20 protein-coding genes and 1 pseudogene are annotated in these 24,800 nt (G+C 74.3%); 11 read left to right on the top strand and 10 right to left on the bottom strand.

What is annotated here, in order from left to right; translation table 11 throughout:
* Window positions 1-115 precede the first annotated feature (115 nt).
* A complete protein-coding gene (locus ACIQOW_RS24455) occupies window positions 116-868 on the top strand; it encodes a nicotinamide riboside transporter PnuC (RefSeq protein WP_401088294.1) in 753 nt (250 codons plus the stop codon).
* A gap of 201 nt (window positions 869-1,069) precedes the next feature.
* On the opposite strand, the gene ACIQOW_RS24450 is transcribed toward ACIQOW_RS24455, so the two are convergent.
* Together ACIQOW_RS24450 and ACIQOW_RS24445 are read right to left on the bottom strand one after the other, a co-directional pair.
* Entirely contained in the window at window positions 1,070-2,572 is a 1,503-nt protein-coding gene (locus ACIQOW_RS24450; RefSeq protein WP_401088293.1) for a hypothetical protein, read from the bottom strand.
* Between the two features lie 78 nt (window positions 2,573-2,650).
* On the bottom strand, window positions 2,651-4,840 hold the full coding sequence (locus ACIQOW_RS24445) for an MMPL family transporter (RefSeq protein WP_401088291.1): 2,190 nt from the start codon (window positions 4,838-4,840) through the stop codon (window positions 2,651-2,653).
* 325 nt (window positions 4,841-5,165) lie between these two features.
* On the opposite strand from ACIQOW_RS24445, the gene ACIQOW_RS24440 reads away from it, so the two are divergent.
* Window positions 5,166-6,413, top strand: coding sequence for a sensor histidine kinase (locus ACIQOW_RS24440; RefSeq protein ID WP_401088289.1), 1,248 nt, complete (start codon window positions 5,166-5,168; stop codon window positions 6,411-6,413).
* The gene (locus tag ACIQOW_RS24435) at window positions 6,410-7,099 is read left to right on the top strand and encodes a response regulator (RefSeq protein ID WP_401088287.1); all 690 of its coding nucleotides are present in this window, start codon (window positions 6,410-6,412) and stop codon (window positions 7,097-7,099) included. The genes ACIQOW_RS24440 and ACIQOW_RS24435 overlap by 4 nt, the downstream gene beginning before the upstream one ends.
* A gap of 66 nt (window positions 7,100-7,165) precedes the next feature.
* Here ACIQOW_RS24435 and ACIQOW_RS24430 read toward each other — a convergent pair whose 3' ends face one another.
* Entirely contained in the window at window positions 7,166-8,218 is a 1,053-nt protein-coding gene (locus ACIQOW_RS24430; protein WP_401088285.1) for an alpha/beta hydrolase, read from the bottom strand.
* A 114-nt stretch (window positions 8,219-8,332) separates the two neighbouring features.
* Here ACIQOW_RS24430 and ACIQOW_RS24425 point away from each other — a divergent pair, with 114 nt between their 5' ends.
* Complete coding sequence (locus ACIQOW_RS24425; RefSeq protein WP_401088283.1) at window positions 8,333-8,938, top strand: TetR/AcrR family transcriptional regulator; 606 nt, start codon at window positions 8,333-8,335, stop codon at window positions 8,936-8,938.
* A gap of 181 nt (window positions 8,939-9,119) precedes the next feature.
* Window positions 9,120-10,091: a hypothetical protein gene (locus ACIQOW_RS24420; RefSeq protein WP_401088281.1), complete on the top strand. Its 972-nt coding sequence runs from the start codon at window positions 9,120-9,122 to the stop codon at window positions 10,089-10,091.
* A gap of 21 nt (window positions 10,092-10,112) precedes the next feature.
* On the opposite strand, the gene ACIQOW_RS24415 is transcribed toward ACIQOW_RS24420, so the two are convergent.
* The 6 genes and pseudogenes from ACIQOW_RS24415 to abc-f form a co-directional block, all read right to left on the bottom strand.
* The gene (locus ACIQOW_RS24415) at window positions 10,113-11,480 is read right to left on the bottom strand and encodes a serine/threonine-protein kinase (protein WP_401088279.1); all 1,368 of its coding nucleotides are present in this window, start codon (window positions 11,478-11,480) and stop codon (window positions 10,113-10,115) included.
* 13 nt (window positions 11,481-11,493) lie between these two features.
* Window positions 11,494-12,258: a serine/threonine protein kinase gene (locus ACIQOW_RS24410; protein ID WP_401088277.1), complete on the bottom strand. Its 765-nt coding sequence runs from the start codon at window positions 12,256-12,258 to the stop codon at window positions 11,494-11,496.
* A gap of 212 nt (window positions 12,259-12,470) precedes the next feature.
* Complete coding sequence (locus ACIQOW_RS24405) at window positions 12,471-13,976, bottom strand: peptidoglycan DD-metalloendopeptidase family protein (protein WP_401088276.1); 1,506 nt, start codon at window positions 13,974-13,976, stop codon at window positions 12,471-12,473.
* Between the two features lie 11 nt (window positions 13,977-13,987).
* Complete coding sequence (locus ACIQOW_RS24400) at window positions 13,988-14,977, bottom strand: alpha/beta hydrolase (protein WP_401088274.1); 990 nt, start codon at window positions 14,975-14,977, stop codon at window positions 13,988-13,990.
* 171 nt (window positions 14,978-15,148) lie between these two features.
* Window positions 15,149-15,628: pseudogene (locus ACIQOW_RS24395) on the bottom strand (ATP-binding cassette domain-containing protein); the annotation flags it as partial.
* Between the two features lie 83 nt (window positions 15,629-15,711).
* Entirely contained in the window at window positions 15,712-17,346 is a 1,635-nt protein-coding gene (gene abc-f, locus ACIQOW_RS24390; RefSeq protein ID WP_401088272.1) for a ribosomal protection-like ABC-F family protein, read from the bottom strand.
* Window positions 17,347-17,729: 383 nt separating this feature from the next.
* Here abc-f and ACIQOW_RS24385 point away from each other — a divergent pair, with 383 nt between their 5' ends.
* The 6 genes from ACIQOW_RS24385 to ACIQOW_RS24360 all read left to right on the top strand — a co-directional run bounded on the left by ACIQOW_RS24385 (window position 17,730) and on the right by ACIQOW_RS24360 (window position 23,196).
* Window positions 17,730-18,323: a hypothetical protein gene (locus ACIQOW_RS24385; protein ID WP_401088270.1), complete on the top strand. Its 594-nt coding sequence runs from the start codon at window positions 17,730-17,732 to the stop codon at window positions 18,321-18,323.
* 277 nt (window positions 18,324-18,600) lie between these two features.
* Window positions 18,601-19,554, top strand: a complete 954-nt coding sequence (locus tag ACIQOW_RS24380; RefSeq protein WP_401088268.1) for a formylglycine-generating enzyme family protein — start codon at window positions 18,601-18,603, stop codon at window positions 19,552-19,554.
* Window positions 19,555-19,638: 84 nt separating this feature from the next.
* Window positions 19,639-20,205, top strand: a complete 567-nt coding sequence (locus ACIQOW_RS24375) for a PadR family transcriptional regulator (RefSeq protein WP_401088266.1) — start codon at window positions 19,639-19,641, stop codon at window positions 20,203-20,205.
* 239 nt (window positions 20,206-20,444) lie between these two features.
* Window positions 20,445-21,185 carry a hypothetical protein gene (locus ACIQOW_RS24370; protein ID WP_401088264.1) on the top strand — a complete coding sequence of 247 codons (741 nt, stop codon included), beginning with the start codon at window positions 20,445-20,447 and terminating at the stop codon, window positions 21,183-21,185.
* A 128-nt stretch (window positions 21,186-21,313) separates the two neighbouring features.
* A complete protein-coding gene (locus ACIQOW_RS24365) occupies window positions 21,314-22,558 on the top strand; it encodes a histidine kinase (RefSeq protein ID WP_401088262.1) in 1,245 nt (414 codons plus the stop codon).
* Window positions 22,546-23,196, top strand: coding sequence for a response regulator (locus ACIQOW_RS24360; RefSeq protein ID WP_401088260.1), 651 nt, complete (start codon window positions 22,546-22,548; stop codon window positions 23,194-23,196). The genes ACIQOW_RS24365 and ACIQOW_RS24360 overlap by 13 nt, the downstream gene beginning before the upstream one ends.
* Window positions 23,197-23,258: 62 nt before the next feature.
* On the opposite strand, the gene ACIQOW_RS24355 is transcribed toward ACIQOW_RS24360, so the two are convergent.
* Window positions 23,259-24,725 (bottom strand): DUF6519 domain-containing protein, encoded by a 1,467-nt coding sequence (locus tag ACIQOW_RS24355; RefSeq protein ID WP_401088258.1) that lies wholly within the window; start codon window positions 24,723-24,725, stop codon window positions 23,259-23,261.
* Window positions 24,726-24,800 lie beyond the last annotated feature (75 nt).

Below are 24,800 nucleotides of genomic sequence, written 5' to 3'. Positions count from 1 at the left end.
GGCCCCACCGGGCCCGCGCGCCCTGAGCCACATGCCCGGTCGGCCCCGCTCCCCCCGCTTCGGCGGGGCCGACCGTCCTCCCCCACCTCGCTCGGCACGAACAAAGGTGTGAGTCATGAGCGCATTCCACTGGCTGAACGAGCAGTTCAGCTTCTTCGGCCTCCCCGTCTACTGGTCCGACTTCCTCGGCAACATCCTGGCGCTCGCCACCGTCTGGCTGGCCCTGCGGCGCTCGCTGGTGGCCTGGCCGGTGCAGATCCTCGGCTCGGTGCTGCTCCTGATCGCCAGCCTGAACGTGCACCTCGGCGGCAACGCCGCCCGACAGATCGTCATCATCGTGTCGGCCTCCTGGGGCTGGGCGACCTGGAAGCGCAGCCGCGAGCAGGAAGGCACCATCAACGTCCGCTGGGCGTCGTGGCAGGAACGCGTCGTGCTGGCCGCCGCGATGGTGCTGGGGACGGCCGTGTTCGGCGCGGTGCTGAAGGGGGCGGACGCCTCCTTCTACCCCGGTGCGCCGTTGTGGATGGTCCTCGCGGACGCCTGGATCTTCATCGGCTCGATCCTCGCCATGTACAGCCAGGCCCGCCGCTACGTGGAGTTCTGGTTCGTCTGGCTGGCCGTCGACCTGGTGGGCGTGCCGCTCGCGGTCCACTCCGAGCTGTACTTCTCCGGCATCGTCTACGGGATCTTCTTCGTGATGGTGCTGCTCGGCATCCGCGACTGGGCCTCCCGCAGCAAGCCGCAGGAGATCGCCTCGCCACTGGAGCCCGCCGTCCTGGTCGAGGGCCGGAGCGAGGCCGGGGACGAGACCGGGGACGAGGCCCGGCAGGGCGGCGGCCCCGCTCCCCGCGTCGGCGCCGCCGACTGACCGTCGGCCACCGCGCCACGGCACACCGAACCAGCGGGCCGGCCCACCCCCGGGGGCCGGCCCGCGCTGCGCTCGGCCGCGCCCTCACCAGCGGTGAGTTCTCCGGCGGCAAGGCCGGAGCCGCGGCCTGGCTGGAGCGCATCGGCTTCGGGGTGCGGCGGATCAGCGCCCCTCCGGAGAGCTGACCGGTACCGGCGCGGCTCAGCGGCGGTAGGGGGCCAGGACCGGGTCGGTGGGCTCGATCGCCAGATAGGTCTCCGCGGTCCTGGCCTCCAGCAACTCCCGGACCGGATCCGGCGGTTCCGGGCGGAAGCCGGTGCCGACCGGGCCTTCCGGTGCTCTCTCCGCCTCCCCGTAGGCGTCGGCCATGTCCCGCTTCGTGCGCGGGAGCAGTTCGTGCTCGCGGTCGTAGAACGTCCGGCGGGCCCGCCGGCTCCGCTCCTCCCGCCGGTCGTCCTCGTCCAGGCCTGCGAGCGGCACGTCCGGCGGGAACACCGGCTCGTCGGCCGGCACCTCCGCCTGTGCGCGGTGCAGGGCCGCGCACGCCGCGTACAGTCCGCTGGACATGCCGAGGTGCAGGCCCACGCCGGGGATGCGGCCGACCAGGAAGGTCCGGGCGCCCTCCATCCGGTCCGCCCATGCGTCCGGGACGCCGTGCCGCCGCGGGGACTCGCGCAGGTAGCGGGTACCGGTGTCGAACTCCAGGGGCAGCGTCCGGTTCGCCCCGGACCTGGCCCGGCCCTCCCGGTGCCCGGGTCCGCTGAGACGGATCATCCGCCGGTCCTGCACCGCCCCGAAGGCGAGGGCCCGGTAGACGAGGAGCTGCCGGCGTGCCACCCGAAGGAGCGCGTCCGGTGAGGAGGGGGCCTGTTCCTCGTCGTCGCCGGACGGGGGGTCGGGCAGGTGGTGGACGGTGCCGCCGCCGGGCGGGGGGACCACGACGGCGGTGTTGACCATCATGAACAGCGGGTCGTCCTCCCAGCGGTCGGCCCGCGGCAGGGAGGTCCCGCACAGGACCTGCCGGTGGGGCACGGCCATCGCGGCCGAGCCGCCGTCGAGTTGCTCCTGGCCCTCGCTCAGCCGCTGCTTTCCCAGGTGCTTGCGGCCCTTGGCCTCGATCAGCCAGGGCAGCTCCTCAGCGGGATGGTTGCCGTACAGGTCCGGCAACTTCTCGGACGCGTCGGTGAACTCCGGGACGCCGCCGCCCTCCAGGTGGACGGTCGAGGGCAGGCCGGCCATGCCGACGGTCAGCCACTGGGCCATCGTCATGCCCAGGTGGTAGCCGAAGGCGCTGTGGGCGCTCCGCTCGGTGCCGTGCCGGTACACGGCGCTCACGAACAGGCGCCGTCCCGCTCCCTTGCCGGCGGGCACCGGGAAGTCCCGCAGGGACAGGTACGCGTGGAGCGGGGAGACCCGGGCGACGAGTTCGTTGACCGCCAGCGAGGGCGTCCGGCGCAGCCACGGCGTGAGGTCCCGACCCACGCTGGTGGCCGCGTCGACCAGCTGGCGCCAGGTCGTCGTCACCAGGTACTCGCCGTCCCCCGGCAGGCCGTGGGCGTGCGGCCAGGGCTGTGCGGCCTTGGTCCGTCCTGGCTCCCGCCACCGCGTCAGGTCACCGTCGGAGCGCACGCGGACCGGGATGTCGAGGGCGTCGTCCAGCGTGAACGTGAAGTCCTCGGCGTTCGAGGGCGGGGTCATGGCCATGGGCACGAGCCTGCCACGGCCGGAACCGGGCGAGGTGATCGTCCGGTTCCGGCCGTGGCAGGAGGCGGGTGAGGCAGGTCAGGGCGCGGGGACGTGGACGGGCTCCGGGGCCGGCGCGGCCGTGCGGTGGCGGGCCGGGCGCAGGGGCCACCAGATGGCGCGGCCGAGCAGCGCGGCCACGGCGGGCACCAGGACCAGCGACAGCACGACGGCGGAGAGCAGGATGCCGAGCGTCAGCGCGAAGGCGACCTGCTCGCTGCCCGGCGTGGCGGCGAGGGTGGCGAAGGAGCCCGCCAGGACCAGGCCGGCCGTGGCGATGGCGGGCGCGGTGTGCCGGACGGCGCGGGCGACGGCGGCCCGGGTCGGCCCCGGGACCCGCATCTCCTCGCGGATCCGGTCGGTGATGAGGATGTTGTAGTCGGTGCCCAGCGCCACCACGAACAGGAAGAGCACCAGCGGGAGGGTGAAGCTGACGCCCGGTTCGCCCAGACCGTGCTGGAACAGCAGGGTGGCGGCGCCGAGGGTGGCGACGAAGCCGAGCCCGACGGAGAGCATCAGGACCAGCGGGGCGAGCAGGCTGCGCAGGAGCACCAGCAGGATCAGGGCGATCAGGGCGGCGGCGACCGGGAAGACGACCGCCAGGTCGTGGTCGACGGCGACGGAGATGTCGGCGAACACCGCCGCCGTGCCGCCGACGTGGGCCGTGGTCCCGGCGGGGGTGTGGGCGGCGACCGCGGCGCGGACCGGGCCCGAGGCCAGGTCACGGGCCCGCTGGCTCTGCGGGTCGGTGTTCAGGTAGAGGTCGATCCTGGCGGCGTGCCGGCCCCCGTCGAAGGCGGTTCCGCCGACCTTGCCGACGCCGTCGACCCCGGCGAGGGCCCGGGCGAGGCCGTCCAGCCGCTGAGGGGCGAGGGTGGAACCGTCCGTGGTGACGACGTAGACGCTCGTCGGGTCGGAGACGCCGGCCGGCAGGGCGCGGGAGATCTCGGCGGCGGTGGCCGCGGCCTGGGTCTTCCCGGTGGCGCCGCCCTGGCCGTAGTCCATCCGGATCCCGGCCATCCCGGCGGCCAGCACTCCGAGCAGGGCGACGGCGGCGAGCAGCATCGGCAGCGGCCGGCGGGCGACGAGCGCGCCGAAGTGGGCGGCGAAGCCCTCGCGCGGGCGGTGGCTCAGGGTGCGGGAGGGCCAGAACATCCCGCGGCCGCACGCGGCGAGCAGGGCCGGCATCAGGGTGAGGCTGCCCAGCAGCATCACCAGGACCGCCATGGCGATGGCCGGGCCCAGCGAACGGAACTGGCCGAAGCTCGCCACCCCGAGGGTGGCGAAGGCGGCCACGATGGTCAGCGCGGCCGAGGTGATCGCGGTGCCGACCCGGGCGGAGACCTGGGCCGCCGCCTCGCGGGCGGGCTGCTCGGGCCGCGCCCGCAGCTGCTCGCGGAACCGGAAGAGCAGGAACAGCAGGTAGTCGATCCCGATGCCGACCAGGACCACGGAGATCAGTCCGGGGGTGCCGGCGTCGAGCTTGAGACCGGTCAGCATCGCCGCGCCGGCCACCGCCCCGCCGGCCGTGCCGCCGATCATGGCGACCGCGAGCAGCGGCAGCAGGGCCGCCGCCACGCTGCGGAACACCAGCACGTTGAGCAGGACGATCAGCCCCATGACGAGGGCGCCCCCGACCTTGACCGCGGTCCCGTGGGCGTCGGCGGTGTCCACCGCGTCGGCGAGTCCTCCGGTGTAGCCGGTGCGCATCCCCGCCTCGGAGAACTGCGTCCTGGCGGAGTCCCGGAAGGCCCGGAAGACGCCCTGCACCCCTTCGTCCGAGGGGGTGCCGACCAGCTCGACGGAGAGCAGCTCGAAGCTCCGGTCGGGTGCCGTCATCGCCGGGGCGATCCGGGGGGTCTGGGAGCGGTCGGGGACGAGGAAGGCCGGCTCGTCGCTCTTCCTGGGCATGGCGACCCGGCGCCCGGCGAGCTTCGCCGCCTCGGCCTCGATCCGCTGCTGGTCGGCGGCGGTGAGGGCGGCGCCGTCGGTCCTGGCGACCAGCACCGTCACCGTGGTGGCGTCGGGCTTCAGCCCGAAGTTCTCCTCGGCGATCCGCAGCGCGGCGGCCGAGTCGTAGGAGGCGGGCAGGAAGTCCGCGCTCTGGCTCTGGGTGACGCGGGCCATCAGGGCCGGTGTCAGGCCGCTCAGGGCGACCCCCAGCACCACCCACAGGACGATGACCTTCCATGGGTTCCTGGTGGAGAACCCGGTCAGTGCGCGGATCACGTTTTTCCTCCGACGGTGGACGCGGACGTCCACGACAGCAGTCTCGGCGCCGGGGGTTCCCGGCCGGGTTCCAGACCATCACCCGGGAGGGGCCGCACACGTCCCTGCTCCGGACGATCCGTACCGGGGCCCCAGCTCCCCGGCCGGGCCGGGACCCGGGACCGTGGTCCTGGCCGGTGCCGCCGTGATCGGCCGCTGGGACCATGCCGGGGCGGGGTGGGCCGATGACACAATGGGGCCGTCGGGGCTGATCAGCGCGGGTGGACGCCCGTGCCGGGGCCGGTGAGGGACGCGCGGCGCTGGCCGGGCAGTGAGGGGAACGACCATGGGCGGGCGGCAGGGCCCCGCTGCGGGGGCGACGGGTACGGCGGGCGGGGCGGGTACGGCGGACGGTCCGCAGGGCGGCGACAACGCGCCGTGGACCCACACCGACGCCCTGGTCGCCGCCGTCGCCTGCACGCTCGACCTGCTCAACTACCTGCTCTTCAGCGAGTTGGACGGGGTGCGCAGGGTGAGCGCGCCGGGCCTGCTCCTCGTCGCGCTGTCGGCCCTGCCGCTGCTCGTCCGCCGCCGCCGCCCGCTGCCGGCGCTCGCCGCGGTCCTGGTGATCGAGGCCGGGGTCGACCTGTCCATCCCGCCGAGCGACCACTTCGGCGCCGTCCTGATCGTCGGCCTGTACTCGGTCGCCCGGGCCGGCACCGGCCCGGTGACGGCCGCGGCCGCCGCCGCGACGACGGTGCTGATGATGCTGAGCCAGAGCCACTTCGGGCTCCCCACCTGGCAGGGGCTCGTCGCCACCTCCTGCTCCGCCCTGCTGGTGACCGGCGCCGGACTCGGGGTCGCGCGCTGGCAACGGGAGGTGTCGGCCAACCGCAGGCTGCTGGCCGACCGCGCCGTGGCCGGCGAACGCCGCCGCATCGCAAGGGAGTTGCACGACATCGTGGCGCACCACATCACCACCATGCAGCTGATGGCCGGCGGTGCCAGGGCCAACCTGGCGAACCCGGAGGTGGCCAGGGACGCCCTGGTCACCCTGGAGTCCTCCGGGCGGCTGGCCCTGAGCGAGATGCGCCAGCTCCTGAACGTCCTGCGGGCCGGCGACGAGCCGGACGCCGCACCGCCGGCGCCCCAGCCCGGGGTGGAGGACCTCGACCGGCTGGTGGACGAGTCCCGCAGGGTCGGCCTGCCGACGGAGTTCAGCGTCCTCGGGCCCCGTCGCCCGCTGCCGCCGACCGTCGGCCTGACGGTGTTCCGGATCGTCCAGGAGGGCCTCACCAACACCCGCAAGTACGCGGGGCCCGCCCGCGCCCGCGTCCTCCTGACGTACCGTCCCGACCGGGTCACCGTCGAAGTGTGCGACGACGGCGGGGGCGTGCCGGCCCAGGAGCCGCCGCCGGCCGGGAGCCGGGGCGGGTACGGGCTGATCGGCATGCGCGAGCGCGTCGCCCTGCACGGCGGCACCCTGGCGGCCGGCCCCCGGCCGGACGGCGGGTTCGCCGTGCTGGCGGACCTCCCGCTGGCCTCCGACGAGACGGCCGACGCGGCCGTCCAGCACGGGACGGCCGCCCGATGAGCGCGGCGCCGGGCATCAGGGTCATGATCGCGGACGACCAGCCGCTGGTGCGGCGCGGACTGTCGCTGATCCTCTCGCCCGACCCGTCCTTCGAGGTGGTCGGCGAGGCCGAGAACGGGGAGCAGGCCGTCGCCCTCGCCCAGCGGCTGCGCCCCGACGTCGTGGTGATGGACATCCGGATGCCCGTCCTGGACGGGGTCGACGCGACCCGGGAGCTGGCCCGCACCCTGCCCGGCTGCCGGGTCCTCGCCCTCAGCACCTTCGACATGGACGAGTACGTGGTGGCCGCGCTGCGCGCCGGCGCCCACGGGTTCCTGCCCAAGGACGTCTCGCCGGAGGACCTGGGCGCGGCGATCCGCACCGTCCACGCGGGCGAGGCCGCGGTCGCCCCGCGGCTGCTCACCCGGCTGATCTCCACCTACGTCCGGGCGCCGCTGAGCGCCCCGCAGCCGCCGGCCGACGTGTGCGGGCTGACGCCCAGGGAGGTCGAGGTGTGGCGGCTGATGGCCGGCGGCCTCGACAACGTCGGGATCTCCCGCGCGCTGGACATCAGCGCCTCCACGGTGAAGAACTACATCACCAGCATCTTCGGCAAGCTCGACGTCCGGGACCGTGCCCAGGCGGTCATCGCCGCCTACGAGTCCGGCCTGGTCACCGCCCGGGCCGGAGGCGGCGACCAGGCCTGACCCGTGGGCGCGGGCCCGACTCGTAGGCGGCGCCGGGCGGGCCCGTGCCCTGACCGGACCGCCGGGTCAGCCGGCCAGGGTGTCCGCCAGCCAGGGGGTGATCACGGCCATCGCCTCGCCGAAGCGCGAGATGGCGCAGTGGCCGGTGTCCGGGATCAGTTCGACCCGGGTGTCCCGGCGGCCCTCGAACACCAGGGTGTCGTCCAGCGGGACGTGGACGTCCTCGGTGCCGTTGACCACCAGCATCGGCCCGTTGGCGTCCTGGTCCAGCAGCGGGCGCAGGTCGAAGGCCGCGAAGGCCGCCTCGCGCTCGGCCGGGCTCGGCAGGGTGTCGAAGCCCAGGGCGTTGCCGACGATGCCCTCCATGCCGAAGGCGAAGCCGCGGCCCGCGGCGAAGGAGCGCTCCACCGGGCCGCCGAGCACCACGGAGGCGTCCACCGCGCCGGTCAGTCCGTTCCGGGCGGAGTAGTAGCCGCCCATCGAGATGCCGAAGTGGCCGACCTTCCCGTTGCCGATCGTGCGGGCGAAGGAGACCAGTCCGGCGATCACCTCGGCCCCGCCGTCCGGTGTCATCGGCAGGTGGGCGGTCTCGCCGGTGCCGGCGAGGTCGAACAGCAGCAGCCGTGCGGGCAGGGTGAGCGCGAGCTGCTCCCACATGCCGTGCAGGTCGGTCTTCCAGGAGTCCACCCCGCCGCTGGCCAGCACCACCGGCGCGTCGGCGGGCAGACCGGGGACGGCCATCAGGTGGACCGGCAGGGTGGTCTCGCCGCCGCGGTACGGGACGGTGAGCGTGCGGCGCTCGAACTCCACCGGGAAGCCGGGGGCGGCGAGGAGGTACTGCTCGACCTGGCGGGCGAGCGCGGTGCGCTTGGGGCCGTCGGCCAGGGCGGGGAACTTGGCCCAGCCGTACGCCTGCGCGGCCGGCCGGTGGTGCCCGGCCGCGGCGTGCCGGGCGGCGAGGGCGGACCACTCGTACACCCAGCCGCCGGGCCGGTCGGGCCACATCCCGGTGACGGCGGCGCGGACCGCGTCCACCTCGTCGGCGGGCAGGCCGAGGGTCATCTGGGGGTAGCGCTCGACGAACAGGTCCTGCGGGTCCAGGGGCCAGGTGAAGGACATGGTGGTGCCTCCTGCTGCTTTTAAAGCCGGAACTCTTGCATTAGCGACTATGCGCCTGGGTGCCGCTTAATGCAAGAAGACCTGCGTTAGAGTGGTGGCCGAGGTGATCGACACATGACCGAGGAAGAAGCGGAGGCGGTCCGGCGCCGCCCGGGCGGCCGAGCCGCCCGCGTCCGCCAGGCCGTTCTGGCGGCCACCCTGGAGGCGCTGGCCGAGGAGGGCATCACCCGGCTCAGCATCGCCGGGGTCGCGGCCCGTGCGGGGGTCAACGAGACGACGGTGTACCGGCGTTGGGGCAGCCGGGAGAAGCTCGTGCTGGACGCCATGCTGACCGGGAGCAGCGAGGGCATCCCCGTCCCCGACACCGGAGCCGTCCGCACCGACCTGGCCGCCTTCGCCCGCGCGCTGGCCGAGTACCTGGCCACGCCGGCCGGCCGGTCCGTCGCGCAGGCGGCCTCGCTCAGCGCCGGGGACCCCGACCTCGCCGAGGCCTGGCAGGCCTTCTGGCAGTCCCGCCTCGATCAGGCCGGCGCCATCGTCGACCGGGCCGTCGACCGCGGGGAGCTCCCCGCGGGCACCGACACGGCCCTCGCGCTGGAACTGCTCTGCTCCCCGCTCCAGACCCGCGCCCTGCTCGGCCACCGCCCGATCGGGCCGGACCTGCCGGAGCGTTTGGCGGACCTGGTGCTGGACGGCCTCAGGGGGCGGGCCGAGGACTGACCCCCGGGCCTCGGGGGCCGGTGCGTCACCCGCCTGAGCGCGCGTCACCGCACGTCACGGCGCGGCGCCCGGGTGCGTGGATGCCCGGGCGTGCGGGGTGTGGGCGGGCGGCAGTAGGGTGCGGCGCTGCAAGGGCTGACCGGGTACCGGCAGCAGGGCGGCGACCGCGTGAGGACTTGGTGTGACGTACGGGGACCAGAGTTCCTACCAGCGGAACCCCTTCCACCAGGGGGAGTTCCGGCAGCAGGGCGTTCCGCTCCGGCAGCGGTTCAGGGGCGAGGAGTGGCCCACCCTGCGGGAGTTGCTGGCGCCCGCCCGGCGGGCGGTCGGCGGGTGGGCGTTGGTGCCGGCGCTGTTCTGCCTGTGGCCGTTCCTGATGTTCCTGGGGCTCTACCCGATGGCCAGGTCGGCGCGGCGGCTGGCACGGCGGGTGTTCGTCGTGCCGGGGCCGCGGGGGATCACCGACCAGGTGGTGCTGCGGGTACAGAAGGCCCGGGGGTGGCTGGCGCTCGCGGCGGGGTTCGTGGTGCTGGCCGTGTACGGGTCACCGGACGACTGGAGCGAGGCCAACGACCAGGTGCAGATGCGGCTGACGATCACTCCGGTGCTGGTGCTGGTGACGGCGCCGGTCGTGGTCGGGGTGCTGTTCAGGCTCGCCGGGCCGGCCGCGCGCCCGGCCATGCGGGCGCAGGTGCGACCGGCGGTGCTGATGGCGTTGCAGTACGTCGGCGCGTGCACGGCGGTTCCGGTGCTGCTGTGGCTGGCCGGGCAGCTGCGGGGGTCGGTGCGGGTGCTGCTGGTCGGGCAGGTCTTCGACCTGCTGGTCCTGGCGGTGCCGGTCTGGGTGGTGATGTTCGTGGTGTTCGCCTCGCCGACGGTGGTCCGTACGGCCTTCACCATGGACCGGGTGCACCCGGTGTTCCCGCCGGTGCTGACCGGCGTCCTGGTCTGGGAACTCGCCGTGATCGGGCTGGTGTTCGGCGGGCTGCCGCCCGGTCCGCTGCCCGTACAGCTGGCCGCCGTGGTCGGCGGTCCCGCGACGGTGACGGCGGTGGCCTGGTGGGAGGTGCGGCGGCTCCGCACCCACTTCGGGGTGTCCCTGCGCGGGGCGGCGACGGGCGGCGGGGCGGCGACGGGCGGGAGCGGCCGGTAGGACGTGGGGGCCCGCCGGCGGTCAGGGGCAGCGCAGGAGTGCGGGGCGGTCGCGGGTGCGGACGGCGGGGAGCCAGGCGGTGGTGGGGCCGGGGAGGTGGATGCGGTACCAGAGGGTGGAGGTGAGGTCCTCCTCGTTGATGACGGGCAGACCGGTGGGGAGTTGGCAGTCGGCGTCGAGGGTGTCGTTGTGCCAGACGCGGGTGGGCACGACGTTCCCCGCGGTGTAGGGGCGCGTCGGGTCGACGGCGAGGCCGAGGCTGCACTGGGGGTCGCGGTCGGTGCGGTCCTGGCAGCCGCGTTCGGCGTTGAAGACCCGGACGTGGGCGGGGCGTCCGGGTGGACCGGGGTCCGGCCAGAGGGCGGTGGCGGTGACGGCGGCCGTGGCGCAGGAGGCGAGGGCGAGCAGCGCGGTGCGCGGCCGTGGGCGGCGCGGCCGGCGTGGGTGGGGGCCGGGCCGGTGGGCGCGGATCCGGGCGAGCAGGCTCTCGGCGGTGTGCGGGGCGCGGGCGGCGTGGGTGGGGGCGAGGCAGTCGGCGGCGAGGGCGCGCCAGAACGGGGGGACGGCGGCGGCCAGGCGCAGCGCGGCGCGGCCCTCGGCATACTGCTGGGCGGCGGCGCAGCGGGCGGTGGGGGTGTCGCCCGGGAACGGCCGGACACCGGCGGCGAAGACCTCGTGGATCACGATGCCGAGCGCCCAGATGTCGGCGGTGGTCCGGACCTTGACGCCGTGTTCGCCGAGCGGTTCCTTCCAGCGTTCCGGCGGGAGGTAGTCGGGGGTGCCCATCGGGGCGGAGTGGCCGTGGGTGCCGGTGAGTTCGATGGCGAGGCCGAAGTCGGAGAGGCGGACCTCGCCGTCCCGGCCGATGAGGACGTTCTCCGGTTTGAGGTCGCTGTGGACCCAGCCGGAGCGGTGCAGATGGGCCAGGCCCTCGCAGATGCCGACGACGATCCGGCGGCCCCCGGCCTCGTCGACGCCGGTGGCGAGCAGGTCGCGCAGGGTGCACCTGGCCCGTTCCATGACCAGGACGATCGCGCCGTCGAGCGAGGGGTGGTCGGGGGCGGCCAGCACGAGGGTGTCGAGCAGGCGGACCAGCCGGGGGTGCGGGGCGCCGCGGGCCAACTCGGCCTCGCGCCGGGCGGCTTCGGCGACCTGGCGGGCCTGGCGGGGGGTGAGTCCGGCGGTCGGCAGCACCTTGAGGGCGACGGTGCCGTCCACGTCGTCGGTACCGGTCGTCTCGTCGGCGCCGGTGCCGCGGGCGGCGTAGACGGTCGCCCAGCCGCCCTCGCCGATGGGCCCGGTGACGGTCCACTCGCCGACCCGGTGGCCGGCCGGCAGCAGTTCCTCACCGTCCCCGGGGAAGGCCGGGTCGGCCCGGTCGTGCACCATGGGTGCCCTCCCCCTACCGTCCGGACCCGACGGGCTCGGGGCGCGGCAGCAGGGCGAGGTGCTCCTCGCGGACGATGCCGAACTTCAGGGCGAGTCCCACGACGGCCTCGCGCTTGCCGCTGCGGCGGTCCGCGCGCCCCGCGCCGTCGGGCAGGTCGATGCGGAGCTTCTCGTCGGCGAGGTAGTCGAGGTGCGAGCTGACCGCGCGGGCGGTGAGCCGGGCGCAGGCGGGGTGGCCGTGCAGCCGCGCGACCACCTGCGGGGTGGTGGGGACTGCGGCGGGGGAGTGGTCGCGCAGCCACGGTTCGCAGAGCGCGACCAGGACCAGGAAGTAGGTGGCGGTCTCGTCCAGCGAGTACGCCGTCATGGTGCGGCTCTCCCCGGAGCCGCCGCGGGCGTGGGGGTCCAGGTAGACGTGGTCGGGCGCGAACACCTGGAAGGACAGCGGGGTTTCCCGGCGGGAGGGCAGCACCACCCGGGAGAACTCGAAGGGGATCGGCGCGCCGATCCGCCGCGGTGGCACCCGCAGGTACTCGCCGGCGCCCTCCGGGTTCTCCACCAGGCAGGCGTGGGTGTTGCTGAGGTTGCTCAACTGCCAGTGGTCGTCGGTCGCGTGGATCTCGCCGGCCAGCCGGGAGACCGTCTCGTCGCCGAGGCGCAGCTCCACCGGCGTGCGGGCGGAGCCGCGGCCGAAGCGTGCCCGCTCTCCGGGGCCGAGCCGCAAGGTCACCGTGTCGTCGCCGTTCCCCTCCGGCAGGTGGACGACAATCCCGCTCACCGTTCCTCCGTCCCGCGCACCGCTCCGGTGCTGTGCACCGCTCCCCGTTTCGCGTGCCGACTGTTGCCGGACGGACGAACGGTACCTCTTCGCGCACGACTGTAAACCGTATGCCGCAGGGTACTTGACAAAGAGGGAGGGAAGGGCTCGGGCGGGTGTTCGGAGCCTCGGCGCCCCCGGGCACGGCCATGGGCCCGGGGGCGCCGGCGGGGTCAGTCGACGGCGGGTCCGGGGGTGGTGTTGAGCCAGGCCCAGTCGGACCAGGTGGCGAATCCGGTCTGCCACCGGTGGTGGACGCCGGTGGTGCTGGTGCCGAAGACTTCGATCCGGCCGTCGGCGTTGGCGGCGGCGCCGATCTCGTTGCCACCTCCGCCGAACGTCTCCCACGGGCTGTAGGGGGCGTCGATGCCGGTCTGCCAGATGTGCTGTGCGGTGCTGCCGTTGATGGCGAACACCTCGACGCGGCCGTCCGCGGTCGGGTGGCTGGTGAGCTGGGAGTCGGCGGGGCCGCCGGTGGCTTCCCAGCCGGACCAACTGGTGGGGTTGGTCTGGTACTTGTGGTAGACGCCGGCCGGTCCTGAGGCGAAGACTTCGAGGCGGCCGTCCTGGTTGTGGTCGACGGTGAGGTCGTGGCCGCCTTCGCCGAAGGTGTCCCAGGTGGACCAGGTGCCGTTGACGGCCGTCTGCCACTGGTGCTGGAAGGTGGTGCCGTTGAGGGCGAAGGCTTCGAGGCGTCCGTCGGGGGCCTTGCCGAGTTCGATCTCGCTGTTGGCGGGTCCTCCGCCGGTGGCTTCCCACTCGGACCAGCCGGCGGAGGGTGCCGTCTGGTACTTGTGGTAGATGCCGTTGGGCCCTGAGGCGAAGACTTCGAGGCGGCCGTCCTGGTTGGTGCCGGTGGCGATGTCGTGGCCGCCGGTGCCGAAGGTCTCCCAGTCGGACCAGGCGCCGGAGGGCTGGAGCTGGTAGCGGTGCTGGAAGGAGTCGCCGTTGATGGCGAACATCTCCAGGCGCCCGTCGGCGTTCGGTCCGATCGCCAACTCCGCGCCGCCGGGGCCGCCGAGGTTCTCCCACTCGGACCAGGCGCCGTTCACCGCCGTCTGCCAGGCGTGCGAGACACCGTTCGCCCCGGCGGCGAACACCTCAAGGCGTCCGTCCGCCGACCGCGCGGAGACCACCCGCCCCGACTCCGCCGGATACACCAACGGCGTCGGACGGGGGCCCGAGCCAGGCGTGCAGGGCACGGTGACGCCGCGTTCGGCGAGGTAGGGCTCCGGGTCGGTGCGCACGGACGCGTCCGGGTCGGCCCAGACCCGCAGGTGCAGGTGCGGGCCGTCGGCGGTGCCCTCGCTGCCCATCAGGGCGATCTGCTGACCGGCCGTCACGTGGTCGCCGGTGGCCACGTCCCGCTCGTACATGTGCCCGTACTCGGTGATGGTCCCGTCCTCGTGCAGGACGCGGATCCACTGGCCGTAGCCCTGCGCCGGGCCGGAGATCAGCACCTTGCCGTCGCCGACCGCGTGGATCGGGGTGCCGTGCGGGGCGGCGATGTCGATGCCGTTGTGCTCCTGGGTGTAGTGCTGGGAGATGAAGCCGGCGGAGGGACAGGAAGCCGCGAACCCGGCGGCCGCGGCCGGGGCGGCCGGCACGGTGACCGGCAGCAGCAGGGCGACCGCGGCCAGGGCCGCCCGCGAGGCGCTGCGGGGGAGGGAGAAGCGCACCGACGCTCCCCTCACGCCTTGCGCAGGCGGTCGATGATGCCGTCGATGTCGTGCTGCATCATGTCGGCGCGGATGACGTGGCCGCCCGGCCGCTCGTGGGCCTCGTACGGGATGCCGGCGCCGTCGAGCAGGGAGCGGAACTCCCGCTGCCCGGCGAGGACCTGGGGCTCGTTGACCTGGCTGAACCAGTCGACCGGGTCGGGGCTCGTCCCGGCCACCAGGAAGACCCGCTTGTTGCGGTAGCTCTCGATCCGTTCCACCGGGTTGTCGGCGCTCACCCGCGCCTGGTCGAACAGCGGCGCACCGTAGATCGTGCCGCCCGCCAGGTCCAGCGCGGCCGCGGAGAGGTTGGCCCAGTTCGCGACCAGGCTGCCGTCCCGGCGCAGGCTGGCCGGGCCCGAGTGGGCGCTCACCGAGGCGAAGTGGCCCCAGTACTTGGCGGCGTACTTCAGCGCGCCGAAGCCGCCCATCGAGAAGCCGGACACCGCGCGGCCCTCGGGCTCGGCGTAGGTGCGGAAGTTGGCGTCGATCCACGGGATCAGCTGGCCGATGTGGAAGTCCTCCCAGTTGCGCGGGCCCACGTTGGAGCTGACCGGGTTGGAGTACCAGCCCGCGTGGCCGCCGTCCGGCATCACCACGATGAGCGGCTTGCCGATGGTCCAGTCGCGGATGTGCTCGCGGTCGAAGGTGATGAAGTCCTGGTCGGTGCCGCCGCCGTGGAACAGGTACAGCACCGGGTAGGTGCGGCCGCTGCTGTGGTAGTCGTCCGGCAGCAGCACGTTCACGGCGGGGTTCCAGCCGATCGCGGCGGTGCGGAAGCGGTAGTACCACATCCGGGGGTCGCCCTCGCCGCGCTCCACGATGCTCAGGCCGAACCCGTCTCCGGCCGCCGCCGCGGGCGACGCCGACGCCAGCGCGCCCGTGGCGCCCAGCGCCAGCGCGGCGCCGAGCCCGCCGGCGGACTTCAGGATGCCCCTGCGGGTGGGGTGGTTCGCGGTCACGGTGGCCTCCAGGGCGTGTGACGGCGGCCCGTCCGGACCGCCGGATGTCCGACGGTCCGGACGCTAGCCACACCCCGCACCGCGCGGAATCCGGAACCATCCGGACTGACACCGGCGGACCGGACCCCGGAGACTGTTCCTTCGGGGAGCAGGTCACCGAGCGGGTCACCCGCCGAGCGCGCGGTCGTGCCCGAGCGCGCCGAGGCCCAGCCCGTCGAGGACCAGGGTGGCGCGGCGGTCGGCGTCCCAGGACTCCCGGCCCTGGGCCCGTTCCAGCCGCCTGCCGTAGGCGTCCAGGAGTTCCGCGTGGCCGGGCGCGGATTCCGGGGTGCGGGCGATCTCCGCGCCGAGCCGGTCCAGTTCCTCGCGGGCCTGGCGCAGCGCGTCGTCCAGGACGGCGGCGACGGTCGCGCCGGCCTCGAAGGGCGTCTCCTGGCGCAGGAAGCCGAGGTCCGCGGGGCGCGAGACGCTTCCCGCGTCGGGTTCGTCCACGCCGGCGAGCACCCGCAGCAGGGTGGACTTGCCGGCGCCGTTCTCCCCGATCAGGCCGATCCGGTGGCCTGGGGCGGCGGTCAGGCCGACGCCGTCGAGGACGCGTCGGCCGCCGAGGTCGCGCACGACGTCGTGGGCGATGAGGGCGTGCTGGAGCACGGGGGATCCTTCCGGTGCGAGGGGCGGTGGGGCGGCCCGCCGGGCACGGAGCCTCGGCGCGGGCCGTTTCGCACACCGGCGGCTCACACCGCGGGCGCCCCCGTCTCCTTCAGCGTGCCGTCCGCCAGCCGGAGCCAGCGGTTCACCCCGATCTCGGCGAGGAAGCGCTCGTCGTGACTGACCACCAGGAAGGCGCCCTGGTAGGAGTTCAGGGCGCTCTCCAGCTGGCCGGCGCTGACCAGGTCGAGGTTGTTGGTCGGCTCGTCGAGCAGCAGCAGGTGCGGGGCGGGCTCCGCGCACAGCACGCAGGCCAGGGTGGCGCGCAGCCGCTCGCCGCCGGAGAGCACGCCGACCGGCAGGTGGGCGCGGGCGCCGCGGAACAGGAAGCGGGCGAGCAGGTTCATCCGCTCCGTCTCGGGCCGCTCGGGGGCGAAGGCGGCGAAGTTCTCCGCCACGGTGCGGTCGAGGTCGAGCAGGTCGAGGCGCTGTGAGAGGTAGGCGATCCGTCCGTCGTTGCGCTTGATCTCCCCGCTGTCCGGGGTGAGTTCGCCGGTGAGCAGGCGCAGCAGGGTGCTCTTCCCGGCCCCGTTGGGCCCGGTCAGCGCGATCCGCTCGGGGCCGCGCACGCTCAGGTCGACGCCGCCGTCGGCGAACACCGGCCGGCCGGCGTGGCTGACCTGAAGCCCCTCGCCGAGGAAGAGGTTGCGTCCGGCGGGCACCTGGGTGTCGGGCAGGTCCAGGGAGAGGCGCTGCTCCTCGCGCAGGGCGCGTCCGGCCTCGTCGAGCCTGGCCCTGGCCTCGCTGACCCGGGCCGCGTGCACCTGGCCGGACCGGCCCGCGGACTCCTGGGCGCCGCGCTTCATGTTCCCGGCGAAGATGCGGGGCAGGCCGGCGCTCTTGAGGTTGCGGGCGGCGTTGCTCTGGCGGCGCTCGGCGCGTTCGCGGGCCTGCTGCATCTCCCGCTTCTCCCGCTTCAGCTCCTGCTCGGCGTTGCGGACGTTCTTCTCCGCGACCTCCTGCTCGGCCTGGACGGCCTCCTCGTACTCGGTGAAGTTGCCGCCGTAGAAGCGAAGTTCGCTGTTGCCGAGTTCGGCGATGTGCTGCATCCGGTCGAGCAGCGCGCGGTCGTGGCTGACCAGCAGCAGGCAGCCGTTGAAGTCCGCCAGCACGTCGTAGAGCTTGTGCCTGGCCTCCGCGTCGAGGTTGTTGGTGGGCTCGTCGAGCAGCAGCACGTCGGGGCGCCTGAGCAGTTGGGCGGCGAGGCCGAGGGAGACGATCTGGCCGCCGCTGAGCGTGTCCAGGCCGCGGTCCAGGGTGAGGTCGGTCAGGCCGAGACGGTCGAGCTGGGCGCGGGTGCGCTCCTCGATGTCCCAGTCGTCGCCGATGGTGGTGAAGTGCCGCTCGTCGACGTCCCCGGACTCCACGGCGTCGATGGCCCGGATGATCCCGGCGACGTCGAGGACCTCGGCGACGGTGAGGCCGGAGGTCAGGGGGAGGCTCTGGCGGAGGTGGCCGAGCCGTCCGGTGACGGTCACCGAGCCGGTGGCGGGCTTGAGTTCGCCGGAGATCAGCTTGAGCAGGGTGCTCTTGCCGGCACCGTTGGGGGCGACCAGCCCGGTCCGGCCGGCGGGCACGGTGAAGGACAGGTCGTGGAAGACCCGGGTGTCGTCGGGCCAGGCGAAGGAGACGTTGGAGCAGACGACGGCAGCGTCGGACATGGAGATGACCTCGAACGGAATGAGGGCAGGGAGACAGACCTCTGCCCTGGGCAGACGTGTGGAAAAGGGGTCGACGAAACGAACCACCTCGGCGGCGCTCCCGAAGCACCGGCCAGTGGCCGTCAGATCCGGATCTCACCCGGAGATGTCGTCGTCACCCGCCACGTCTGCCACTCCTCGATCACACGACTACAGGTCACTGCCACTGTAGCAGCCGTTGCCGGAGGCCGACGGGCCGGACGGACGGGGGCCCGGTGGCGCGGGCCGGCAACTGTCCCTCGCCGCAGCCCCTTTCGCCTCCGGGCCGGCGCACCGCGGCCTCGGCGGAGGCGGGACCCGTACCACCGGGAAGACCAAGATCATCGGTTGCCTAGACTGGCCCGATGCCCAGTTCCGAGATCAGCGTACGTACCCTGCGGAAGGCAGCGGCGGCGGCCGCTGTGGGTCTGCTCCTCGCCGCGGCCACGGCCTGCGGCCCCGGCTCGTCCGACGCGGTCTCGGCCTCCGCGCCGGCCTCCTCCGCCGCCGGGGCGGCGACTCCGGCCGCGCCGTCCTCGCCCCTGCTGCCGTCGACCCCGCCGAGCGCGTCCGCCGCGCCCGTGCCGGTCCAGCCGCCCGCTCCGCCGACGCCGACCGCCGAGGCGACGGCGCCCGCTGAGCCGACGGCGCCCGCGGAGCCGGCCCCGACCCGGGCGGCCGCCGCACCGGGCAGGCCCGCCGGAGCCGGCACCGCGGGCGGTGACTCGCCCGGGCGGCACGACGGGAGCAACTACGACAACCTCTCGCCCGAGGGGAAGGAGGCGCACGACACCGAGAACTGCGCTCGGATACCCGGGAAGAAGAAGGGCAGCTGCAACGAGCCGCACCGCAAGTGCCGGGAGGCCGGTGCCACCGCGACGTCCTCGGCGGGCGTCGCCCTCACCTGCCGGACGTACGCCAGGGACGGACGGCTGCGCTGGCTCGCCGCCGGGGAGTGACCCGGAGCCCGCGGCGCAGGGCGCCGGTGCGGCATCCGCGGACGCGTCAGGCGGGTCGGACGGGTCAGACGTCGTCCGGTGCGCCCATCCGCCGCTGGTGGTCGATCAGCCAGTCGAGTTCCGGATCGCTGACCTCGCCGTCGGCGCCGGCGATCACCATCAGGGCCTTGCCGTAGTTGGAAGGCCTCCCGCCTCCGGCCGGGGTCCGCGACCCTATGTACGTTAGAACATAACTGCCGGAGGCGATAGGTCCCGGCGAGCACGGAAGGACCCCCGCATGACCGACTCCACCGCACCCGCCCGCTGCTGCATGCCGTCCGGGGGAGGAGCGGTGGCTCCGCTCCCGGCTCCGCTCCCGTCGCCGCGCCGGTCCGCCCGCACCGAGGGGACGGTGCTGCTGCCCGGCGGCGAGTTCCTGATGGGCACCGAGGACGCCGAGGGCTTCCCCGGCGACGGGGAGGGCCCGGTGCGCCCGGTCCGGCTGGCCCCGTTCCGCATCGACGTCCACGCCGTCAGCAACGACCGGTTCGCCGCCTTCGTCGCCGACACCGGGTACCGCACCGAGGCGGAGCGCATCGGCTGGTCCTACGTCTTCGCCGCCTTCCTGCCCGGCGAGCTGCGCCGCGGTGCTCCGCGCCCCGGGCGCACCCCCTGGTGGTGCGGGGTGGAGGGCGCCGCGTGGGACCGGCCCGAGGGCCCGGGCAGCGGCGTCCGGGGCAGGGGCGACCACCCGGTGGTCCACGTGTCCTGGAACGACGCGGCCGCCTACGCGTCCTGGGCCGGCAAGCGGCTGCCCACCGAGGCGGAGTGGGAGTACGCGGCGCGCGGCGGCCTGTCGCAGGCCCGCTACCCGTGGGGCGACGAGCTGGACCCGGAGGGGGAGTACCGCTGCAACATCTGGCGCGGCACCTTCCCCACCAGGAACACCGCGGCCGACGGCCACCGCGGCACCGCCCCCGTCGACTCCTTCGAACCCAACGGCTTCGGGCTGTACAACGTGTCCGGCAACGTCTGGGAGTGGTGCGCCGACTGGTGGACCACCGACCATCCGGTGGGCCGTCCGACGGTCGGCCCGGCCGGGCCCGCCGCCGGCACCGACAGGGTCATCAGGGGCGGCTCCCACATGTGCCACAAGTCCTACTGCAACCGCTACCGGGTGGCCGCCCGTACCGCCAACAGCCCGGACAGCTCCAGCGGGCACGCGGGCTTCCGCTGTGCCGCCGACGCGTGACGAGTTCGGGGTGGGAGTCTTGACATCCGCCTACCGGCGGGTAAATCTGTCGGTCATAAGTTCCTCAGAACATAGGTGCGGCCCATGCAGCTCGACTGTGTGATCCTCGGGGGGCTGGCCCTGCGCCGCCTGTCCGGCTACGACCTGCGCCGCTGGATGGACGGACCGGGCCGGTTCATCGGGTACGGCGTCCAGCTCCCGCACATCTACCGCCGGCTGGCCAAGCTCCTGGAGCGCGGCTGGGTCGACTTCGAGGTCGACCCGCGCGAGGGCCGGCCGGACGCCAAGGTCTACCGGCTGACGGAGGAGGGGCGCACCGCGCTCCTGGAGTGGGCGAGGTCTCCCTTCGAGCCCTCGTCGCGCCCCAAGGACCCCGACTTCACCCTGCGCTTCTTCTTCGCCGGGCAGCTCGACCCCGAGATCGCCCTGGACCTCGTCACCACGGAGCTGGAGTACCGGCTCAAGCAGCACGCGGACTCCTCGGCCATGCCGATGCCCGATCGCTACGACCCGCAGATCCCCGAGCTCGACGCCGCCTGGGCCCGCGAGGTGCACACGATGGCCCATGAGCACGGCTACGCCTTCGGCGCCTCCTACATCGCCTGGCTCCAGCTCACCAAGGCCCGGCTGGAGGCGCGGCTCGGCCGCTGAGCCGCGCCCGCCGCGCCCGCCGCACCCCCCCACGGCACGAGCGCGACTGATCCCGTCCGCCGTGCGCCCTTCCCCCTGCCTGACACTCTGTCAACCCCACCGCACCCGACCGAATGTCACAGTCCGATCCTCGTCATGTCCTGACGACTGTGACGCTGTTCATGCCACCGAAAGCCGTCGGCCGACCGTCTTGTGAGGTGTCCACGCAGTCAGCACGCACCACCATCGGGGAGCCACCCATGTCCGTCCGCCACCGTCGCCCGCTGCTCGCCTCCGTCGCCCTCGTCGTCGGGGCGGGGCTCGCGCTGACCGCCTGCGGGCCCGACAGCACCGACTCGGCCGGCGGCTCGACGGCCTCCGCGGCCGCCACGGTGGCCGCCACGCCCTCGGCGGCGGGCGGCCCGGCCTCCGGTGCCCCCACCGCGGGCGCGCCGGCCACGGCAGGCGCGCCGGCCACCGGAGCGGCATCGCACAAGCCGTCCGGCGCCAGCCCGTCGGGCACCCGCTCCGACGGCGGGAGTGCCGGTTCCGCCGCCGGCCCGTGCGACGGCCAGAACCTCGCGATACAGGTGACGGTCCGTACCGGAGCACCCGGCCAGCGGGTCATCGAGGTGCACAACACCGGCAAGAGCGCGTGCAGCCTGAGCTCCACCCCGGCGGTCGACCTGGGCGCCGCCGCCTCGCCCGACCGGAGCAAGAACCTCAAGCCGGTGCTCGCCAGCGGCACCCTGCGGTACTCCGTCCCGGCCGGGCAGAAGGCCTACGCGGTGATCGACCTCGACCCGAGCGGTGCCACCACCGGTACCACCCCCGGCATCACCGAACTCAACGTGCTGGCCGACCCGGACGGCACCATGCCCCTCGCGGACACCCGGAACTTCCCGCTGGGCGGCGACGCGCGGGTGCTGAACCCCAAGATGGGCCTCTACCGGTCCAGCGTGGCCGACGCCGTCGCCTCCATGACCGCCGCCCCCAACTAGAAAGGTCCTGCCGTGACTCCGCGGTCGCCGCCGGCGAACGCGCCGTCACAACGGTGGCACTGGTGCCACCACGGAGTCGGGTGCCAGGCCCATGGCAGGCCCGCGTCGAGGTGTCCTAGTGTCGGATCATGAAGATTCCACCCGTGCCGAGGCGCTCGGCGCTTCGGATGCGGCGGGACACCGGTTTCCTGGCCGCCGGTGTCCTGCCGCACCTGGCCCTGGTGCCCGTGTGGTCCTGGGGCGCGACGGTCGTCGCCAGGACGGGGGACTGGGCTCTGGTGCTCACCGTGTCGGTCGCCCTGATCCCGCTCTGCGTACCGGTGCTGACGGCCGTTCAACGGTACCGCCACCGGGCACTCCTCGGCGTGGACATCCCCCGGCCGGCGCCCACGCCGGAACGGTGGTCGTGGGCGGCGGTCGCCCGACGGCTCTCCTCGACGCGTATCTGGCGCCGGCTCGGATACCACCTTCTCCTGGGCCCGTTGGTGGCCGCGTCGGAGCTGTCGGTGCTCGCGATGGCGGCCGCCGGCCTGGCGGGCGCCGTCAGCTGCGGCTGGGTGTGGGTGCTGCCGGCGGGGGTCCGCCAGGACTGGTTCGGTTACGCGACGCAGGTGCCGTGGTACACGGTGGCCGGCATCGCCCTCCTGTGCGCCGCGCCCTGGACGGCGGGGGCGGTGGCCCGGACGGAGTCGCGACTCGCGTCGGCGCTGCTCGGGCCCAGCCGGGCCCAGCGGCTCCAGGAGCGGGTCGAGTACCTGGCCGGGAGCCGCACCGACCTGATCGAGGCGGTCGACGCCGAGCGCCGCCGGATCGAGCGTGACCTGCACGACGGCACCCAGCAGCGGCTGGTCTCCCTCGCGGTCAACCTGGGCCTGGCCATGGCCACGCGCCCCGACCTGTCGAGTGAGGCCCGCGAGGTGATCGCGGAGGCACACCTCGAGGCGAAGGAGGCGATCGCCGAACTCAACGATCTGGTACGCGGGTTGCACCCGGCCGTCCTCGAGGACCGAGGGCTGGACGCGGCGTTGTCCGGGTTGGCCGCCCGGGTGCCGTTGCCGGTGCGCCTGCGGGTCGATCTTGAGGAGCGGGTGGTGCCCGCGGTGGAGTCGGTCGCGTACTTCGTGATCTCCGAGGCGCTGGCCAACGTGACCAAGCACGCTCGCGCCACACGTGCCGAGGTGACCGTCAGGCGGGTCGGGAAGGTGTTGCGGGTGAATGTCACCGACGACGGACTGGGCGGTGTCGACGCCTCCGCCGGTACGGGGCTGAGCGGGCTGGCCAAGCGGGTCGGCTCCGTCGACGGGACCTTCCGCGTCAGCAGCCCCGTCGGGGGACCGACGACCATCGCGGCGGAGTTGCCGTGCGAGCGGTGATCGCCGAGGACTCGGTGCTGTTGCGGATCGGTCTGGTCAAGGTGCTGGAGATGGGTGGTTTCCAGGTCGCCGCGGAAGTCGGTGACGGGGAAGCGCTGCTGGCGGCGGTGGAGGAGCACCGGCCCGGACTCGCCCTGGTCGACGTCCGGATGCCGCCCGGCTTCACCGACGAGGGGGTGCGCGCCGCGATGGTGATCCGTCGGCGGTGGCCGCGGACGGCGGTGGTGCTGCTCTCGCAGTACGTGGAGGAGCGGTACGCGGCCGACCTGCTGGCGGCCAACACCAGCGGCGTGGGCTACCTGCTCAAGCAGCGCGTCGCCGATGTGGAGGAGTTCGTGGCGGCGGTGCGGCGGGTCGCGGCCGGGGGCACGGCGCTGGATCCGCAGGTCGTCGCCCAGCTGCTGCTGCGACGGGGCAGCGACCCGCTGGACCGGCTGACCCCTCGTGAACGGGACGTCCTGGGCCTCATGGCCGAGGGGCGCTCCAACGCCGGCATCGCCGAGGCGCTGACGGTCAGCGAGAGCGCGGTGGCCAAGCACATCAACAACATCTTCGCCAAGCTCGACCTGCCGGTGATCGACACGGACCACCGCCGGGTGCTCGCCGTTCTGCGCTTCCTCGGAGCGTCCCCGGCCTGACCGGTCTCCGGCGTCGGCCGCGCCGAGCCCGGTCAGGCCTCCCGGCGTCCGCCGAGCCCGGGTCAGGCCTCCGGCGGGGCGGCGGCCGTCAGCGGGGCGAAGGTCTGCCGGAGGTCGACGACGGTGGTCGGGCCCTTCACCCAGGCGAGCGGGGCGTGGTGCACCCGGACCCCGGCCGGTGCCTGGAGCAGCGCCTCGCCGGCCTCGTTCCGCGGCCACTCCACCGATCCGGTGGCCGTCCTGGCCGGGATGAGCCAGTAGTCGCCCCGGGTGTACGCGCCGCTCGGCCGGAAGTACACCTGGACGCCGTCCTCCAGGTCGAGCCAGGCGCCTTCGCGGAGTCGCAGGGCGCCGCCGACCGGCGGTAGGGCGTCCCGGCCGCGGGGCGCCCGGTGGTCCCAGCGGCGCAGGAAGGGGTGCCGCCCGGCCTGCCGCCCGACCTCCGGCACCGGTTCGGCGGACAGCCGCACCCGGCGGCCCGGCAGGTCGGTCTCCTCCACCTGGAGCAGGTCCGCCGACTCGTCCCGGCTGACGTACGCGCTGTCCGCGACCTCGACCCAGTCGCCGACCGAGAGGCCGAGCCGGTCGTCGTCGCCCAGGGTGGTGAGGTCGACCCAGACGCCCTCGACCGAGGCGATCGGGAGGACGACCGAGCCGTTCTCCCGGGACCACTTGAAGGTGGCGCCGCCGGCCGAGCCGTCGCGCCCGGCCCCGCCGCCGGCCGGGCCGCCGTGGTGGACCTCCACCCGGTACAGCTGGTTCTCCGGGCCCCGGTAGGCGGCCTCCGGGTGGGTGAGGCACGGGTCCTCGCTCGCCCGCTCCGGCCGCCGGGCGCGCGCGGCCAGCCGGGAGGCGGGCCGCTCGTGCGGCTCGGCCCACGCGTCGAAGGCCTCCCGGACCCGCGACGCCCCGCCGTCCGGCACGCTCAACTCCGAGGCGGGCAGGGTGAGTACCTGCCAGACGACCTTGGCCCTGGCCGCCGTGTCGGGCATCGCCGCACCGAGCGCGACCTCACGGAGCTCCGGGTCCTCGACGGCGGTGACGCCGCGCTCCCAGACCTTCAGGTAGACCAGGAACGGGAACGCGCCGGGCAGCCGGTCGCCGGGGCGGTCCTGGTCCCGGTAGGCGTCCGGCTGGTCCCAGTACGTCCAGCCGGCCGGTTCCTGCCCGGCGTCGCCGTCGCCGGCCCGGTCGCCGTCGTCGGCCCGGTCATCGTCGTCGGGCGCGGCGAGGCCGGGCTCGGGCCGGTAGGCCTCGCACAGGATGCCGTCCACGTAGTACCGGCCGGCGCCGATGGTGAGGTCGTCCACGTCGTGGTTGCCCGGCACGTAGCCGATCGCGAATCCGGCCGCCGCGGCCGGCCCGCCGCGGCGGCCGATCAGGTCGGCGGCGAGCGTGCGCAGCTGGTAACGCTCGATCGCGGCCTGCTCGTTGGCGTCGGCGTCGAGCTGGACCCGGCCCTGCTGGGTCAGCACCGCGGAGTAGTGCTTGCCGGGCCGGAACGTCAGGCGCGAGAAGTCTGCGTGCACGGGTTCCCTCTCACAGTCGTCTGGTCAGGAGGATTCAGGAGGAGTCACGAGAAGGCAGGAGGGGACAGGACAGGT

This window comes from Kitasatospora sp. NPDC091335, from assembly GCF_044757205.1.
In the GTDB taxonomy this organism is placed as follows: domain Bacteria; phylum Actinomycetota; class Actinomycetes; order Streptomycetales; family Streptomycetaceae; genus Kitasatospora.
The sequence above is the reverse complement of the archived record's forward strand: the minus strand, read 5'-3'. Positions and strand labels throughout refer to the sequence as shown.